The sequence below is a fragment of the Exiguobacterium sp. s50 genome, from assembly GCF_018618175.1.
GTDB classification, from domain to species: Bacteria; Bacillota; Bacilli; order Exiguobacteriales; family Exiguobacteriaceae; genus Exiguobacterium; species Exiguobacterium chiriqhucha.
Window position 1 is genome coordinate 353182 of sequence record NZ_JACSLP010000003.1, and the last position, 14871, is coordinate 368052.

Consider the following 14871-nt stretch of genomic DNA (forward strand, 5'->3'; position numbering starts at 1 on the left):
CTCAATAAGAAAACGCTTTCAAGTCCATCGTCTGCAAATGATACAATCCGGTCCGGCTCTGTACGTGCACGAGCGCCTGTAACGTCTCATCGTCCATGAGCAAGTCGTCCATCAACTTATGGAGCGCCGACTGTTTCGCTTCCGTCGTCGCCGTGATGAAGAAAATCGCTTCGGCCCGAATACTCTCTCCCGCAATCGTCTGCATCGCAAACGGTTGATTGAGATGCAACAAGGTGATGCCGTCTTGTTTTGCGACGTGAAGCGGTACATCGACGACAGCGACCGGTACGGCGACATCGGTAACGCCCGACGGGATCGTCCGCTCTTGCTCCGTCACGACGCGCGCGAACGTGTCATTGACGATACCTCGACCTTCGAGTTCAAGTCCAATCGCTTGGACGGCGAGATCAAATGTCGGTTGCTCCGTCACCCACATCAAATTCGTGTCCATCCATTCAGTGATAAATCGATACATATCGTTTCCTCCCATTGGTTGACTCCATCTCACGAAAGCGCTTACACTGATTATGATACGCCTCGCCGGAACGACACGCAACGGTCCAGACAACCTGTCACGAAAACGCCAAAAAGAAGGACCTCTGTAGGGAGGCCCTTCTGCATGAAAACCCGCTTCAGCTAATGAGATCGACGAGTTCTTCGAGCTCGACGTTGCCGAAGTAATGTTTGACGTCAAGCTGTGACAATTGTTCCCGAATCGCGCCGCGTTCGAACCGCGTTCCGACGAGGGCTTGTTCGACGTCATGGATATCCCCGACACCGAAGAAGTCCCCATAGATTTTCGCTTCCGTGATTGTACCCTTGTTGACGTTCAAGCGGACGTCGATCGTACCGATCGGGAATCGACGTTTCGACTCGACATCAAACTTCGGCGATTTTCCGAAGTTCCAGTCCCAGTTCGCATAGCGCTCTTTCGAGATATCTTGAACGATTTCCCAGTCCTCATCGCGAAGCACGTAACGTTCTGGTTCCTGTCCGTCATAAATGGAATGAAGCAGCGCCTCGACAAAGTGCTCCATCGCCATCTCTTCCTCTAAGAACTCTGTGATGTTAGCGACACGGCTACGGACCGATTTAATCCCTTTAGAACGCATCTTCTCTTCCGAGACGTTGAGCGAGTTGACGACTTCCTCGATGTTCGAGTTGAACATGAGTGTTCCGTGGCTGAACATACGGCCGCGCGTCGTGAACTGGGCGTTCCCGCTGATTTTTCGTTCGCCGACTTGGATATCGTTACGTCCCGTCAACTCTGCCTCGACGCCGAGTTGCTTCAAGGCGTCGACAATCGGTTGCGTGAACTTCTTATAGTTGTTGAACGAGTTGCCGTCATCTTTTGTGATGAAGCTGAAGTTCAAGTTGCCCTCATCATGATAGACAGCACCGCCGCCTGACAAACGACGGACGACGTCGATCCCGTTCTCTTCGATATACTTCAAGTTAACTTCTTCTGATGTGTTCTGGTTCTTGCCGATGATGATCGACGGGCCGTTAATATAGAACAAGAAATAATCCTCATGCTCGACGTTCAAATGTTTGAGGATATACTCCTCGACCGCCAAGTTGAGTTTCGGGTCCCGGATATCCGGGTTGAAAATAAATTTCACAGTAGGTTCCTCCTAAGGATAATCGTTAATTGTATTATACGAGACGGCGGCCCGGCGCTACAACTTGTTTACTTCCATTCCCCGTTCATGACGCGCTTCAATGCGTTCGCGACGCCGTATTCGTCATGACGCTCTGTGACGTGGTGGCTAATGGCAATCAAGTCTTCGTGACTATTGCCCATCGCGATCGCTTTACCGGCCACCTCAAACATCGGGACATCGTTCAAGTTGTCCCCGATGACGACGACTTCCGATAAATCGACGCCGAAATGCTCGGCCAATTTTTTGACGCCGTGCCCTTTATCAGCCCCGTTCGCCATGACTTCGATATTGTCATTGCCTGAAGACGTGACGTAAACGCCTTCCACGCGCTCATCGATTTCCTTCCATAGTGAGGACATCTTCTCGAAATGACTCGAAAAGGCGATGAATTTATAGACGCGTCCGGCCTCATTCTTGATGAAATCCTCGATGTCTTCGACGAGACGGACGTCCTCGTTGACGTAATAACGTTTTTGGAAGAACTCATACATCTCGAGCGACCGCTCATCGCCGTTCTGCTTCAAGTTCTCCATCGTCGCATCGATCAAATCGAGTCGGCTCGCGACGAGGCCCGCCTCTGAATACATTTCATAGAAGACGTCCGAATATTTGTGGTCTTGATGCAACACCGACACGACCTCGAGCGCTTCTTCTGTCGTCAAATCGATTTCATGAAGCACTTCACCCGTTTCCGTCAGCACGCGACCGCCGTTCGAAGAGACGATTGGACACGTGAGGCCCACCTCGTCGAGAATCTCTTTCGCGTTGAAGTAATTGCGTCCCGTCGCAATCGCAAAGCGAATCCCTTGTGCTTCTGCCGCACGGACGATTTCTGCCGTCTCGGGTGCAATTTTCGTGTGGTTGTGCAGGATCGTGCCATCCATATCGGATACGAACAATTTGTACGTTGTCATCAACATCCACTCCTCTTTTTCTGTTTCGCTTATAACTATAACAAAAAGAGAGGCCATCGGAATAATCCGACACCTCCCTTCACGAATCTTTACCCTTCTTCTGCGAGCGCTTTGATTTGTTCATGGACGCTCTTGATGCAGTCTGGCATGCCGATTCCGTCATAGGCGATGCCTGCGAGCAAGATGCCTGGATAGACGCGGCCCATCTCGGCGCGCAACGCGCGGACCCGATCGGAATGGAAGACGGCGTAAGGTGGCAACCCGTCCCGGAGCCGGCTGACGACCGTCTCGAGCGGTGCTGCTTTAATCGTCATCAAGCCGCCAAGGTCACGTAACGCCGTCGCGACAATCTCCTCATCGGACGCATCGACGATCTCATCGGCGCCCGGACGTCCGAGAAAGACGCGCAGGACGTGATACCCTTCCGGCACGGCATGCGGCCATTTTTGGTCGATGAACGTGCACGCCGTAATCGTCACATCCGCCTCTTGGCTCGTGACGAAGCCCGTCCCGACGAACGGCAGCTCGATATCGTCTTCTTTGAATACGAGCGAACACGTCGCTGTCGCGTGCGGTTTCATATCCGCGAGAAAATTACTGTCGACTTTCGGTAAGAACTGACGGATGAGCCGAGGCGGGACCGTCAAGATGAGGTGGTCGGACTCGATATCGCCTCGATTCGTCAGCAGGCGATAGCCGCCTTCAATCTCCTCGACTTGTTCGACCGAACAGTTCAAGATGATTTCGGTGCGCTCTAGTCGCTCGGCAAGACGATCAGTGAGCGACTTCAAGCCTCGTTTGAGTGAAGCGAACTGTCCAACTTTCTTGGCGCCGACTTCCGCGACCCGTTGTTCAGGACGCAAGTGACGCATCCCTTCATACAAGTTCCCATGTTTCTTCTCGCCTTCGATAAACTGTGGGAACGTCGACAAGGCGCTCATTTGATCGATGTCTCCCGCGTAAATCCCGGAAAGAAGCGGTTCGATCAGCCGGTCGACGATCGGGTCCCCGACCCGTTCACGCAAGTACAAGCCAAGGGAGACGTCCGTTTCCGGTGCTTCGACGTCCGGTGGCGATAAGAGCATCGCCCGGAGTGCGGCATGTTCTTCGTCCGATAAGAGTGTCGTGTCCTTGAACGCATCGACGTCGAGCGGGATGCCCATGACCGTCTGTTTCGGAATCGGATGCAGCCCGTCATGATGGAGCACGTACGCTTGACCGACCCCGTTTCGGACGATTTCATCGCCGAGACCGACGTCATGAATCAAATCCGTCATCGCTGTCTTGCGGAACACGTACGAGTCGGGCCCTCGTTCGACCGCAAATTCCCCCGTTTCAAACGTATCGATTTTTCCGCCTAACCGTCCGCTCGTCTCGACGAGCTTGATCGTGACGTCGTTCGGTAAATAACGCTCGGCATAAAAAGCGGCGGTGAGACCTGTGATCCCACCACCGACAATCGTTACATTACGCATGATGTACAATCACGCTTTCCATGCGATCGGCGATGGCTTCAATGAAGCTCCGCTCCGCGTTTGGCATGTTAGGACGCGCGTAGTGAACGCCGAGGCGGTCACAGACGACTTTACATTCCACGTCGTTATCGAAGAGCACCTCGAGGTGATCCGCGACAAATCCGACCGGCGTGTAAACGAACGCTTCATAGCCATGCTTTTCATAAAGTTCAGCCGTCAAATCTTGGACGTCCGGCCCAATCCACGGGTCAGGCGTGTTGCCTTCCGACTGCCAACCGACCTCATAGTTCGGTACGCCCGCCGCTTGGGCGATTTTGTCAGCCGTTTCTTTCAATTGATCCGGATACGGGTCGCCACCTGCCAAAATCTTCTCTGGCAGACTGTGCGCCGAGACAATCAAGCAAGCCTTCTCAGCCGGCACCGGCAAGTTCGCGAACGTCGTTTTGATGGCTTCCGCCCACCAATTGATGAATTTCGGCTCATCGTACCACGATTCGACCGAACGGATCTCGATGCCGTATTTCGCGGCTTCTTCATGCGCCCGTCCGTTGTACGACTTGACGCTGTATGACGAGTAGTGCGGGGCCAATACGACCGAGACCGCTTCTTTGATGCCGTCGTTCGCCATTTGCGCGACCGCGTCTTCTACGAACGGTTCGATGTGCTTGAGCCCGATATAGAGCTTGAAGTCGATTTCGCCCACGTGGCGCTCGTTCAAGATGTCACGGAGCGTCTCCGCTTGATCGATTGTGATTTTCGCGAGCGGCGACACGCCACCGATGGCCTCATAGCGCTCCGTCAAGTCTTGGAGTGCTTCCGGTGAAGGCTTGCGGCCATAACGAATGTGCGTATAGTAACGCTCGATATCTTCAGGTTTGTACGGTGTCCCATAAGCCATTACGAGTAATCCGACGGTTTTCATAATGATTTGCCTCCCATTTTTTCACGTGAGTAGTCATGGATAAATGCTGTCAATTTGACGAGCACAGACGGATCGACTTCCGGGAACACCCCATGTCCCAAGTTGAAGACGTATCCAGGTTGTTTCATCCCCTCATCGAGGATTTCTTTCACTTTCGCTTCGATGATCGGCCACGGAGCCAGCAAGAATGACGGGTCAAGGTTACCTTGGACCGCTTTCGTGATGCCGCGGTCGCGCGCTTCTTGAATCGACAGACGCCAGTCGAGTCCGACGACGTCGAGCGGCTGGTCTTGCCACTCTTCAACGAGATGGCTCGCTCCAACACCGTGCATGATGAGCGGAATGTCGAGCTTGCGCAACTCGGTGAAGATCCGTTCTGTCGTTGGTTTAATATAACGAACATAATCTTTGCGGCTAAGCGTCCCGACCCATGAGTCGAACAACTGGAACGCTTGGATGCCAGCCTCCGCCTGCGCCGTCGCATACGTGATGACCATGTCGCCAAGCTTCTCCATAAGTGCGTTCCATACGTCCGGCTCAGCGTACATGAGCGCTTTCGTCCGATGGTAACTCTTCGATGGGCCGCCTTCAATCATATAACTCGCGAGTGTGAACGGTGCGCCCGAGAACCCGATGAGCGGGACTTCCAAACGTTCCCGAAGCAAACGGATCGTCTCGAACACGTACGAGATGTCGTCCGTGTTGAGCGGTTTTAAGCGTTCCACGTCTTCCATCGTCCGGTACGGGTTATCAATGACCGGACCGATGCCGCTCTTGATTTCCACATCCACGCCCATCGACGGGAGTGGCGTCATAATATCTTTATACAGAATGGCCGCGTCGACTCCTAGTTGTTTTACCGGGAGCTCTGTCACGTAGGCACACAATTCGGCATCATGCGTGATTTCGAATAATGTCCTCGTTTTTTTGATCTCACGATATTCTGGTTGGTAGCGTCCGGCTTGGCGCATGTACCAGACGGGCACATAGTCTGTCGCCTCTCCTTTAAACGCCTTCAAAATAGTATCGTTCATACGTCGCGTCATTCCCCTCTATAATTCTCCTACACTCTTCTTCTATAGGTATGTGAACTCAAAAACATTATACAGAAATTAATTAGAATAATGCTAATGTGAAGCATTTTCATTGTGTTTTCTTTGTGTCATTTCTTTGGCGGATACGTGCGGAATGCCGAATTGAGCTGACCACGAATCAAATCGTCACGCTGTTTCGTCGACAAACGCTTCTCGCGATTTTTAATGTCTTGAATCCGCCAGCCGTCTTCAAGCTTCGAGGCCACATCAATTAATCGTTCCACATCATGGAAAGAATATTTACGTGAACCGCCTTTTGTCCGTTCTGGAAAGACGAGCCCTTTTGACTCATAATAGCGGACTTGTCGCTCCGAAAGTCCCGTCAGTTCAGTAATGACGCCCATTCCAATTACTTTCTTCAACTTATAGTCCATCGCTCGTCCTCCTCCCTCACAAAAAAACTATGTCAGATAATCTGACAAATTGCAATCCAAGTCGAATTTTTCGTCTTACACTGAAAACAACTTTTGAATCACCAATCGAAAAAAAGGAGGAATCGCAACATGGAAGACATCTTATATTATATGGACACGCTGTTCGTACTCATCGCCGCTTTGCTCGTCTTGACGATGCAACTTGGATTTGGGTTGCTCGAGACGGGGACGCTCCGGGCTAAAAACGCCGGGCACGTCGCAGTCAAACAAATCATCAGCCTCTCTGTGGCGGCACTCGCCTTTTGGGCTGTCGGCTTCGGCCTCTCATTCGGGGACGGGACCCGCTGGTTCGGGACGGAAGGATTCTTCATGAACGGATCGTTCACGAGCCTCGATTGGGCCAACGTCTCAATCGACATCAAATTCTTGTTCCAGTTGTCATTCGTCGCCGTAGCGCTCGCCATCGCCTGGGGCGGGTTCGCAGAACGGGCTAAACTGTCTGCATACGTCTTGTTCGGTGTCTTCTTCGTCGCCATCCTGTATCCGATCGTCGCCCGCTCTGTATGGGCTGGTGGACTTCTCGGAACGATGGGCATGCAAGACTTCGCCGGTTCGGCTGTCGTCCACCTTCAAGGCGGGATGGCTGCACTCATGGCCACCATCATCTTGAAACCACGTCGTAAAACGGAATCACTCGCCGGTCATAACCACGTCTTGACGGTCGTCGGTGGACTCGTGCTCTGGCTCTGCTGGTTCGGTTTCAATGCCGGATCGACGATGTCAGTCGCGGACGGCTTCTTCGGTTACGTCGCTCTTACGACGATGCTCGCCACGGCTGCCGGCGCTCTCGGCGCTCTCGCCATCGTCATGATTCACAAGAAAACGGCCGACATCCCGACAATCGTCAACGGTGTGCTCGGGGCACTCGTCGCCATCACCGCTGCCTGCGCCTTCGTCGAACCTTGGGCCGCCATCGTCATCGGTGCCCTCGCTTCGATTGCCACGTACGGTACGAGCATCCTCATGGCGAAATATATCGACGATCCGCTCTGCGCCTTCTCGGTGCACGGTGTCGCGGGAATCATCGGGACACTCGCGCTCGGATTCTTCGCCTCGCCTCGCTTGGTCGAGATCACAGGCATCGGTTCGGCCGGCCTCTTCTACGGCGGCGGCTTGACTCAACTCGGTGTGCAAGCACTCGGCGTCTTGATTGCGATGGTCATCGCCGGTGGCGGTAGCTACGCCTTCTTGAAACTCCTCGACGTCACGATCGGTCTTCGTGTCACGGAAGAACAAGAAGATATCGGCCTCGACATCGCCGAGCACGGTGTATCCGCATACGGTGAAGTCGAGACAGAACCTGAAACTCCGGCACGTCTCCCGAAAATTCTCGGGTCGAGCGTATCGGTCATGTCACCAAAAAAATAACGACAACAGTCAGGGACACCCAATGCGGGTGTCCCTGTTTCATGTCAATCGACTCAAGTAGTATCGGACGACCACGTACGCGAGTCCGAGACCGACGAGCGCGTCCCACGTCGCCCCAAACAAGAGCGAGGCAACGCCAAGGGCGAGCAGTTGCGCGAACAACAGCCGCGTCGCCCACCATTTATAGGCGACGAGCCGCTCGGTACGTGTGATTGGCAACCACGACGCCATCGACACGGTGTCGAGCCGTTTAAATAATGGCACGAGCTGGAGCGCCGTCAACCCAACGAAAAGCGGGACGACCAACCCGACATACCATCCACCCGAGAGCCACATGACAACGAGCGCGACGACGGAAAGACGCAACACGAGATCGAGCGAATCGTTCGACCGCATGACCCGGAGCCCGTACACGTATCGGGCGGCATCGGCCTGTTTCAACACCGACCGCTCGAGCAGGCTCACGATGAACGACCGTTCCCGCACGTCTTCCCGCATCGTCGGCACATCGACGAACCAACTGACGACCCGGTTGAACTGGGCTTTGCTCTTTTCTTCGAGCGTGAGCCAGTCAAGCAGCGGGATGCGCCGATTCCGTCGCACGTGGAGCAGGACAAACGGGACGAGTGCGGGCACTGGCGTCAACAACGGCACACCGAACAATACGAGGAAGCCGCTGGCGAGTGCGCTCGGCAAGACGACGTATTTAATCCCCTCCAACTTGGCGAGACGACCCGCGGCTGAAATGAGTACACTCGTGGCGAGGATGGCTCCGACTTCGACCGACGTGAGCGCTTGCGTCCGGACGAGCAGCGGCAACACGACAAGCATGACGAGGATGGCGCGGACGGCGGCAAAGACGACATTGAACAGGCGGATGCCTGTCATGAACGCTTGAATCTCACCGAGACGCGGCAATAGGAAGACTTGATCCGCTTCTTGAATCAACGTTCGGGGACGATGACCGAGCGGAAGGAGCAACCAAATCAGCGCCACGATCCATTCACTCGGAAAAGCCGGGTCCAAATCCGTCAAAAATTGGTTATACACGAACGCCCCGTAGATGAGCGTGAAATAAAGCGTGAATAACAAGCCACCGTTCGCGACGTAGCGGCTGTATTTCACGACGTCTTCCACCCAGACGCCAAATCGTTGTTTGAATACGTTCATCGTTTCCGCTCCTCGGCCTCAATCGCCTCGACATAGATGTCATCGAGCGTGGCGTCCGGACGCAGACCGTATGTCTCGCGCAGTTGCGCGGCCGTCCCGGTCGCGATGACCGCCCCTTGGTGCAAGAAGACGAAACGGTCGCAGTGGCGCTCGGCCGTCTCTAGAATGTGTGTCGACATTAAGATGGCGCAATCTTCCTTATACTCGTCAAACAATCGCAATAGTTGACGAATCGCGAGTGGATCGAGTCCGACGAACGGTTCATCGACGATGAGAAGCGGGGACTTCGTCACGAGCGCACATAGAATCATCGCTTTTTGACGCATTCCTTTCGAAAAGACGGACGGGAACCAGTCCAGTTGCTTCTCCATCCGCATATCTCGTGCCAATCGCTCGGTCCGGTTCGTTAAATCTGCCGCATCAATGTCATACGCTTTTCCGATCAACGTCAAATGTTCACGCAACGTCAGCGTGTCATACAAAATAGGGGTCTCGGGTATATAGCTTATTTTCTTACGATAATTCTTTTCTGACGAGCTGAGTGTTTGACTATCGACTTCGACCGATCCTGAAATCGGATTAAGCAATCCTAAAATATGTTTGATTGTTGTCGATTTTCCGGCTCCGTTTAGCCCTATCAGCCCGACGAGCTCACCTTTTTTTACATCAAACGAAATATCGTGCAACACTTGTTTACCTATATAACCGCCATTCAAATGGTCGACGTGCAACATGAAAACTCCACCCCTCATTTTCAACTTTTTTTTGTGATATATGTTTTAAAAGCTGTCACATGGGAATAATCTGAACTGTAAGGCATTTTAAAACTTATTCATTACTTCCATTGTTCCATAAAATTGTTAGTGAGAACAATGGACAAAACAGAAAGGAGAATGTTTTTATGGGTTGGATTATCACTTTAATCGTCGGGGGTATTATCGGTTGGTTAGCAGGTCTTATTTTAGGTAAGGATGTACCAGGTGGCGTCATCGGGAACATCATTGCTGGTATCATCGGTGCTTGGCTCGGTGGCCTCATCTTCGGAGACTTCGGTCCTGCAGTTGGCGGCATCGCGATTATCCCAGCACTTCTCGGTGCGATTATCTTGATCTTGATCGTATCGTTCGTTATGAAATCAATGAACCGTAAACGTTAATCTACGGCTCACGTAAAAGGGACCCTCGCCGAGGGTCCCTTTTTTTGTCATGTCAAAATGAGATAGATGGCTTCATCCCGCTCGATGAACCGTTTCTCGCTCTGTAAGCGCAAGAACGTGAAAATCGACTCGAGCAACGTCCGGTCGTAGCGCCATTCGAGGCCGAGGTCCGTCTCGACTTTTTCATTCGGTTCGCCCAAGAGCGCGAGCAGGTCGTCGGGCCGCTTCTGTAAATCGATATCAATGCGATCGACCCGGCCGTCGACAAACCGGAGTTCCATCCCATCATAGCGCCAGACGTCGCCCCGTTCCATCGGTTCACCGATCTCGTCGACGACCGTCTGTTCCTGATTGTTCATGAGCGCCTCAAGCGTCTCAATCGAATGACCGGTTTGCGCCTCGACCTCGATTTCAATCAATTCGGCCCGTTCGAGGTCGAATTGTCCGGCCACCGTCTCGTCCTGGTCCGGCAATAACCCAAACGCCAGTTGCGCATCTTCCGTCAACGTCACGGCCTCGGTCTCGGTCACCGTTTCCCCATCGACGACGGCGACGGCTTTGACGTCGTAGCGGCCCGGCATGCGAACAATCTCAACTGCTTCGCCGGCCTCATCAATCCGTCCCGCCTGCACCCCGTCTATCCAAATATTCGTCAGCGGAACGTCTGCAGACGTCCGCAACGTCTTTGGCAACAACTCAATCCGATAATCCGCAAAGCCGAACCGCCCTTCGCCCGTATCAACGAGCCGGAACAACCCGTCCGTCTCCATGCCTTGTGCCCGATCGGACCGATCCTGTGCCACTTCCGAGATGGCCTCGCCGCGAATCGACTTTTCTTCATTCAACCAACCCATGAACCGGAGTGCTTCGGCTCGCGTGAGCGGTTCCGCTTCATATTCGACGTTCTCCTGGAAGAAGCGGACGTCTTCGGTCAACAAGGCGTCCTTGAAGCGGACGTGAATCTTGTCGTTGGCGGCAGCCGGTTTATATCCCCATTGATAGAACGCACCGACCGCGAGGCCAATCCCGAGCGTCACGAGCAGCCCGAGGTAAATGTTTCGTCGCCGCGACTGTTTTTTCGATCGTACATACGCCATCCGTTCCCTTCCTCTCTCTACTTACTATTGATTTCAGTGTAGGGTGAATTGTCTGTCCGGACAATCGTTCTTCCGCCTGAATTCCATGTTATGATGAGATGGATTAGTCATTCATGAATGGAGGAGTCAGCATGCACACTGAGGACAACTGTATCTTTTGTAAAATCGTCAACAACGACATCCCGTCGTATAAGGTATACGAGGATGACGCCGTCGTCGCGTTCCTCGATATCTCTCAAGTCACGAAAGGGCATACGCTCGTCATTCCGAAACATCATGCCCGTAACATCTATGAATTGCCGACCGATGTGGCCCGTGACGTCTTCCAAGCCGTTCCTGCCGTCGCGAACGCGATTCAGCGTGAAACAGGTGCCATCGGGATGAACGTGTTGTCTAACGCCGAAGCGATTGCCGGACAGACCGTCTATCACTTCCACATCCACCTCTTGCCGCGCTACGGCGAGGCGGACGGATTTGGTGCCAAGTGGGAAACGCATCAAGACGCGTACTCATCTGACGACATGCAGGCGATCGCTGCCGGTATCAAAGCAAACCTGTAACGAACAAATGGACCGCCGCCTGTTGAGCGACCGGTCCATTTTTTGTCTTGCGCCTCATGACGAGTTGATTGAATCGAGATGGCGTTTCCGCTCTTCCTCGATTTGGGCACGCTCGACTTGTAATTTAATCGCCTGCTCGTATAACTGTTGCCGCGATTTGACAGATTCCGCTTGTTCGAATTCTTTTCTTAACAAATTTAGACGGGCGTCTATTTCAATCAGTCGCTTTTCAAGCAAAGTTTGTTTCCGCGTCTGTTCATTATGTTCCGACGCTTCATATCCCGCCTCGAGTGCTTCCATTATTGTCTGTGCCCAAGGGTCATCTCCCAGTCGCTTGGCCGCGTTATACAGGTCTAACATGTCATCAACCCAACGCTTTTGCATATTCACTGGAGGTCACCTTCCTTTACCTACAGTTTAAAATAAAATGATTTTTCGGTCAAAATTGAATGTTCTGAAAAATTTTATTTAAGATATAGGTTTTTAATCTCTCTTTTTTGGTAAAATAATATGAAAAGAATGTATTCTAGTATCAGCGTGCTCGAGGAGGGGAATGTATTGTCGAATCACAATCGTCGCGATTGGGTTGCTTTCGGCTTTGTCGTAGCGTTTCTAGGAGCTGTGACCGTGAAAAAACTCGCCCGTGGAACGGCGAATGACGCGGCGGCCAATCAACACCGAGCGTCTACAATCACTACGTTGAAAGAACAATTCCAAAAAGTCGCTAAAGATGCGTCGCAAGTTGCGGCGGCAGGTAAGTTACAAGGAAAAGAATTGACAAATCAAGTGAAAGCCGAAGTCGAACGCTATCAACAAGACATTCAGCCTTCAATCGAGCGGATCCAAGGAAACCTAAACGAGCTTTCGAACGTACAGTCAGATGCGACCGAAGCGAAAGCGGAAAAGGCCAACTGACCGGTCTGTCGTCATCGCCCGTCGTTTTAGTCACATTGTATCGGAAAGGATGGATCGACATGGAACACGAAAAAGAATTCACTGGCCCTGAGGCCATGCTCTATAGTCATAAAATCATTCAGCTTAGTAAGGCACTGTGGAAGACGGTCGAGAAAGACTGGCAAAATTGGATTAAACCGTTCGATTTGAACATAAACGAGCACCATATTTTATGGATCGCTCACGCCCTCGGCGGCGCTTCGATCTCAGAGATCGCCAAATATGGGGTCATGCACGTATCGACGGCGTTCAACTTCTCGAAAAAGTTAGAAGACCGCGGTTTGCTCACGTTCTCGAAAAAGGAGACGGACAAACGAAATACGTACGTCCAATTGACGCCTGAAGGTGAAGCGCTCTTGCTCGAGACGATTCATGCGTTCGATCCGGAAGAGAACGGCGTCTTCCGCGCCTCGCTCCCGCTCCAAGAATTGTACGGGAAATTCCCGGACTTGACGGACATCACCGCAATCGTTCGCCGCTTGTATGGCGACAACTTCATGGACATCTTTGCAGAAACGTCGAAGATGATCACGGAAGAAGCCGGACGTCGCCCTGAGGACGACGAGATCAGTAAAGAAGCTTGACCTGCCGATACAGCGGTTCCGTGACGTCTAGCGCCATCCCTTGGCGCACACACGCCGCGAGAATCGTCTCGGCCTCTAAATGGGGATGAAGCATCCCGACGAAATGAACGAGCAAAGGCTCCACGGACGACAGCCCGTAGCGCATTTGCTCGTTTTGTCGTTCTCGGATATCATCCAACAACGCGAAAAACGCAACGACTTCTTGCCGTGTCAGATTTGCCTTGAGCACCTCATGTTCAAAGGGCCGTTCCGACCAATCGACCGCCCCGAGCAACAGTTCCATTTGAAACGATAATTGATTGATTTTCTCTTCTAACGACACGTTCTCCACCCCATCATTTCACATTCTCTTTCATCATTATACGACACGTTTCTGTGCTATGATACTACACAGGCAAGAGAACAGCTGTTATCATTAACAAAATGTGGTATAGTCGGATTTAGAAACTTATAGATTTATAGGGGTGGAATATATGTCAAACGGAATGACGAATGAACCGAACAAACAGAATAAGAAGTTTTCAACAGGCGCCCTCGTCGGCGCATCAGCGATTGCACTTCTCATCGGTGTCGGCGGCACGTACGCGGCGACAAACGGAGGGTCTTCTGACAACTCTACAGTTGTTTCATTTGAAGGCGGCGAAGTGACGCGCGGCGAAATCGCCGACATGAGCTACGACCGCATGGTCCCACAACTTGCGTTCCAAGAAACGATGAACGAATTGCTTGAAAAAGAGTACGGCGATAAAGTCGAGCAAGAAAAAGTCGACGAAGAGTTCAGCAAGACCGAAGAGCAGTTCAACTCGAAAGAAGAGTTTGAGCAAGCGATTCAACAAGCCGGCATGACGAACACGGACGAGTTCAAAGAAGCGCTCCGCGGTCAAATGCTCGTCGATGCTGCGAAATCAGAACTCGTTGAAGTCACAGACGAAGATATCGAAGCACAGTTCGCGAAAGAAAACGTCGAAGTCAAGGCGAGCCATATCCTTGTCGAGACAGAAGAAGAAGCACAAGCGATTATTAAAGAATTGAACGACGGTGGCGACTTCGCTGACATCGCGAAAGAAAAATCGACAGACACAGGTTCTGGTGAAAAAGGTGGCGACCTCGGTTACTTCTCAGCCGGCGCCATGGTCCCTGAATTTGAAGAGTACGCGTTCCAAGAAGACGTCGTTGGCAAAGTTTCTGAGCCGGTTCAGTCACAGTTCGGCTTCCACGTCATCAAAGTCATGGACCGTAAAGAAAAAGACCTTAAACTCGAAGACGAGAAAGATCGCATCCGTGAAGCATTGGCGACTGAAAAAGCCGCTTCTGTCGACGCGAATAAGATCTATGCCGAGTTGATCGAGAAATATAACGTCGATGTGAAAGATGCGAAAGCATCGACACAGTTCGATGCCGTGAAAGACGCTCTCAAAGCGGAAAAAGAAGGTACAGAAGAAGCTCCAGCCGAGGAATCGACAGAGCAGCAATAAACAA

The 14871-nt window shown here is 52.2% G+C and carries 18 protein-coding genes; 6 read left to right on the top strand and 12 right to left on the bottom strand.

Going from position 1 to position 14871, the window contains the following annotated elements; genetic code table 11:
* Position 1: 1 nt before the first annotated feature.
* The 7 genes from KNP68_RS06250 to KNP68_RS06280 all read right to left on the bottom strand — a co-directional run bounded on the left by KNP68_RS06250 (position 2) and on the right by KNP68_RS06280 (position 6443).
* A complete protein-coding gene (locus KNP68_RS06250; protein WP_131472251.1) occupies positions 2-475 on the bottom strand; it encodes a PTS sugar transporter subunit IIA in 474 nt (157 codons plus the stop codon).
* Between the two features lie 157 nt (positions 476-632).
* Entirely contained in the window at positions 633-1622 is a 990-nt protein-coding gene (gene lplA / locus KNP68_RS06255) for a lipoate--protein ligase (RefSeq protein ID WP_021066701.1), read from the bottom strand.
* Positions 1623-1690: 68 nt separating this feature from the next.
* Positions 1691-2578, bottom strand: coding sequence for a Cof-type HAD-IIB family hydrolase (locus KNP68_RS06260; protein WP_236355806.1), 888 nt, complete (start codon positions 2576-2578; stop codon positions 1691-1693).
* An 89-nt stretch (positions 2579-2667) separates the two neighbouring features.
* Complete coding sequence (gene hemG, locus KNP68_RS06265; RefSeq protein WP_029595969.1) at positions 2668-4053, bottom strand: protoporphyrinogen oxidase; 1386 nt, start codon at positions 4051-4053, stop codon at positions 2668-2670.
* Complete coding sequence (gene hemH, locus KNP68_RS06270; RefSeq protein WP_021066704.1) at positions 4046-4975, bottom strand: ferrochelatase; 930 nt, start codon at positions 4973-4975, stop codon at positions 4046-4048. The genes hemG and hemH overlap by 8 nt, the downstream gene beginning before the upstream one ends.
* Positions 4972-6021, bottom strand: a complete 1050-nt coding sequence (hemE, locus tag KNP68_RS06275; RefSeq protein WP_021066705.1) for a uroporphyrinogen decarboxylase — start codon at positions 6019-6021, stop codon at positions 4972-4974. Before hemE ends, hemH begins: the two co-directional genes overlap by 4 nt.
* A gap of 116 nt (positions 6022-6137) precedes the next feature.
* Positions 6138-6443: a MerR family transcriptional regulator gene (locus tag KNP68_RS06280; RefSeq protein WP_214799066.1), complete on the bottom strand. Its 306-nt coding sequence runs from the start codon at positions 6441-6443 to the stop codon at positions 6138-6140.
* A 129-nt stretch (positions 6444-6572) separates the two neighbouring features.
* Here KNP68_RS06280 and KNP68_RS06285 point away from each other — a divergent pair, with 129 nt between their 5' ends.
* A complete protein-coding gene (locus KNP68_RS06285) occupies positions 6573-7871 on the top strand; it encodes an ammonium transporter (RefSeq protein ID WP_021066707.1) in 1299 nt (432 codons plus the stop codon).
* Positions 7872-7910: 39 nt separating this feature from the next.
* Here the strand turns inward: KNP68_RS06285 and KNP68_RS06290 are convergent, their stop codons facing one another.
* Together KNP68_RS06290 and KNP68_RS06295 are read right to left on the bottom strand one after the other, a co-directional pair.
* A complete protein-coding gene (locus tag KNP68_RS06290; protein ID WP_214755685.1) occupies positions 7911-9041 on the bottom strand; it encodes an ABC transporter permease in 1131 nt (376 codons plus the stop codon).
* Positions 9038-9775, bottom strand: coding sequence for an ABC transporter ATP-binding protein (locus tag KNP68_RS06295; protein ID WP_214799068.1), 738 nt, complete (start codon positions 9773-9775; stop codon positions 9038-9040). Before KNP68_RS06295 ends, KNP68_RS06290 begins: the two co-directional genes overlap by 4 nt.
* Positions 9776-9942: 167 nt before the next feature.
* Between KNP68_RS06295 and KNP68_RS06300 the strand changes: the two genes are divergently transcribed.
* Positions 9943-10197, top strand: a complete 255-nt coding sequence (locus tag KNP68_RS06300; RefSeq protein WP_021066710.1) for a GlsB/YeaQ/YmgE family stress response membrane protein — start codon at positions 9943-9945, stop codon at positions 10195-10197.
* Between the two features lie 47 nt (positions 10198-10244).
* Here the strand turns inward: KNP68_RS06300 and KNP68_RS06305 are convergent, their stop codons facing one another.
* On the bottom strand, positions 10245-11294 hold the full coding sequence (locus tag KNP68_RS06305) for a hypothetical protein (protein WP_214799070.1): 1050 nt from the start codon (positions 11292-11294) through the stop codon (positions 10245-10247).
* Positions 11295-11425: 131 nt separating this feature from the next.
* Here KNP68_RS06305 and KNP68_RS06310 point away from each other — a divergent pair, with 131 nt between their 5' ends.
* Positions 11426-11854 carry an HIT family protein gene (locus KNP68_RS06310; protein WP_021066712.1) on the top strand — a complete coding sequence of 143 codons (429 nt, stop codon included), beginning with the start codon at positions 11426-11428 and terminating at the stop codon, positions 11852-11854.
* Positions 11855-11908: 54 nt separating this feature from the next.
* Here the strand turns inward: KNP68_RS06310 and KNP68_RS06315 are convergent, their stop codons facing one another.
* Positions 11909-12238: a hypothetical protein gene (locus KNP68_RS06315; protein ID WP_235045179.1), complete on the bottom strand. Its 330-nt coding sequence runs from the start codon at positions 12236-12238 to the stop codon at positions 11909-11911.
* Between the two features lie 174 nt (positions 12239-12412).
* On the opposite strand from KNP68_RS06315, the gene KNP68_RS06320 reads away from it, so the two are divergent.
* A complete protein-coding gene (locus KNP68_RS06320) occupies positions 12413-12769 on the top strand; it encodes a hypothetical protein (RefSeq protein ID WP_251130754.1) in 357 nt (118 codons plus the stop codon).
* A 59-nt stretch (positions 12770-12828) separates the two neighbouring features.
* Positions 12829-13392 carry an HTH-type transcriptional regulator Hpr gene (locus KNP68_RS06325; RefSeq protein WP_021066715.1) on the top strand — a complete coding sequence of 188 codons (564 nt, stop codon included), beginning with the start codon at positions 12829-12831 and terminating at the stop codon, positions 13390-13392.
* Here the strand turns inward: KNP68_RS06325 and KNP68_RS06330 are convergent.
* Entirely contained in the window at positions 13376-13714 is a 339-nt protein-coding gene (locus tag KNP68_RS06330) for a DUF1878 family protein (RefSeq protein WP_021066716.1), read from the bottom strand. The genes KNP68_RS06325 and KNP68_RS06330 overlap by 17 nt on opposite strands.
* Positions 13715-13865: 151 nt before the next feature.
* Between KNP68_RS06330 and KNP68_RS06335 the strand changes: the two genes are divergently transcribed.
* Positions 13866-14867 carry a peptidylprolyl isomerase gene (locus tag KNP68_RS06335; protein WP_058765782.1) on the top strand — a complete coding sequence of 334 codons (1002 nt, stop codon included), beginning with the start codon at positions 13866-13868 and terminating at the stop codon, positions 14865-14867.
* Positions 14868-14871: the final 4 nt, after the last annotated feature.